This window comes from Pseudomonadota bacterium (assembly GCA_010028905.1).
Lineage (GTDB): Bacteria > Vulcanimicrobiota > Xenobia > RGZZ01 > RGZZ01 > RGZZ01.
This window is the reverse complement of sequence record RGZZ01000781.1, coordinates 1-1500: the sequence shown is the minus strand read 5'-3', so window position 1 is coordinate 1500 and position 1500 is coordinate 1. Positions and strand designations below refer to the sequence as shown.

Here is a 1500-nt window from a genome sequence, read left to right as displayed (position 1 = left end):
GGGCCAGGTGTGCCCTGGGTCCCGGAGGGCGTCGGATCGGGTGCCGCGATGGCGAGGGCAACGGTCAGCATCACGAGCAGCGCGACGAGCAGGGGGACGAGACGGCGCCGGGCGTTCATGGTGAGGGCGGTTCGGCGAGGACGGGTCCCGTCCCTAGCGAAGGGCGGGGCACGGGCCCGGTCAGGGCGACCCCTCGAGCAGATCGGCGCAGAGCAGGGCGGCCTCGTCGATGCGCTGCTGCAACTCGGCGGGGTCGGGCCTGCTCAGGTAGCGCTTGAACTTCTTGTTTTCATAGAGCTCGGCGAGCGGGGAGTCGAGGGGAGCGAGATCGCCCTCGCGATATGTCTGCGCCAGTCGCAGAACGGCGCCGACCAGGTCGGGACGCGCGAGGGCGGCAGTGCGGTCGATGTCGTCTCGGCAGTCGATCTCGACCTTCTCGACCCAGAGAAACGGATCGCGTCGGCTGCAGCGTTCGCGACACCGCGAGACGATGTCGGCAACCGCGTCGTTTCGTCGCAGCTCTCGCGCCAGGCTCCCCCTGCCGGTGAAGCGCAGGCGGCATACGACCGCGCGTCCTTCGGCGCGGGTCAGGGCCTCGTCGAGGCGGGCGAAGGTTCGGGTGTCGAGGGCGCCCATCCCATCGAGATCGTCGATGGCGATGTCGACCACGGTCCAGCGCACCGCGTCTACGGGGTGGAAGCGGGGGGTCACATGGCCCGCATCGTCGACGCGCACCACGTAGCATCCGCGCGGCCCCGTCTCGCGGATGCTGCGCCCCTGGGGATTTCCTGGGTAGACGACCGTGGGCGTGGTGGCGAGCACCCCGTTTCGGTGAACGTGTCCGAGGGCCCAGTAGTCGATGTCGGCGTTGATGAGGTCGGAGAGCTCGCAGGGGGCGTAGGCGGCGTGTCCCGTGTCTGAACCTACGTTGCAGTGCAGCAGGCCCACGCGGAAGGGAGCGGTGCCGATGGAAGGCCGCAAAGATGCGCCGTCGCCCGCGTTCCGCGTGAACAGCCGCGCCAGGTTGCGGCCCTCGTTCGCGTCGCGGTAGCTGACGCCGGTGATCTCGGCGACGGTCTGCCCATCGCGCTGGAAGGGCACGGTCTCGACGGTGTTGCCGAAGACGGTGACGGTGGACGGCCACTCGATGTGAGACGCCCATCCACTCAGGGGATCGTGGTTGCCATGCACAACGAACGCGTGGATGCCGTGCTCGGCCAGCCGCGCCAGCCCATCGCGGAAGCGCATCTGGGCATACAGGCTGCGATCGGCGCCGTCGTACACATCGCCCGCCACCAGCAGGAAGTCGGCGCGCTCGCGGATGCACAGCGCGACGATCTCCTCGAACACCTCGAACGTGGCCCTGCGAAGGCGCTCGCTCACGTGGGGCGCATTCTCGGCCGTGACGCCTTTGAAGGGGCTGTCGAGGTGCAGGTCGGCGGTGTGGACGAACGTGAGCGACGGCAAGCGTGGCCTCCTCGGGGAGGGTGGAGATGAGCG

Annotated in this window: 1 protein-coding gene; it reads right to left on the bottom strand. The window is 69.2% G+C overall.

The features are described from left to right. Positions 1–180: 180 nt before the first annotated feature. The gene (locus tag EB084_25245) at positions 181–1467 is read right to left on the bottom strand and encodes a DNA repair exonuclease (GenBank protein NDD31570.1); all 1287 of its coding nucleotides are present in this window, start codon (positions 1465–1467) and stop codon (positions 181–183) included. Positions 1468–1500 lie beyond the last annotated feature (33 nt).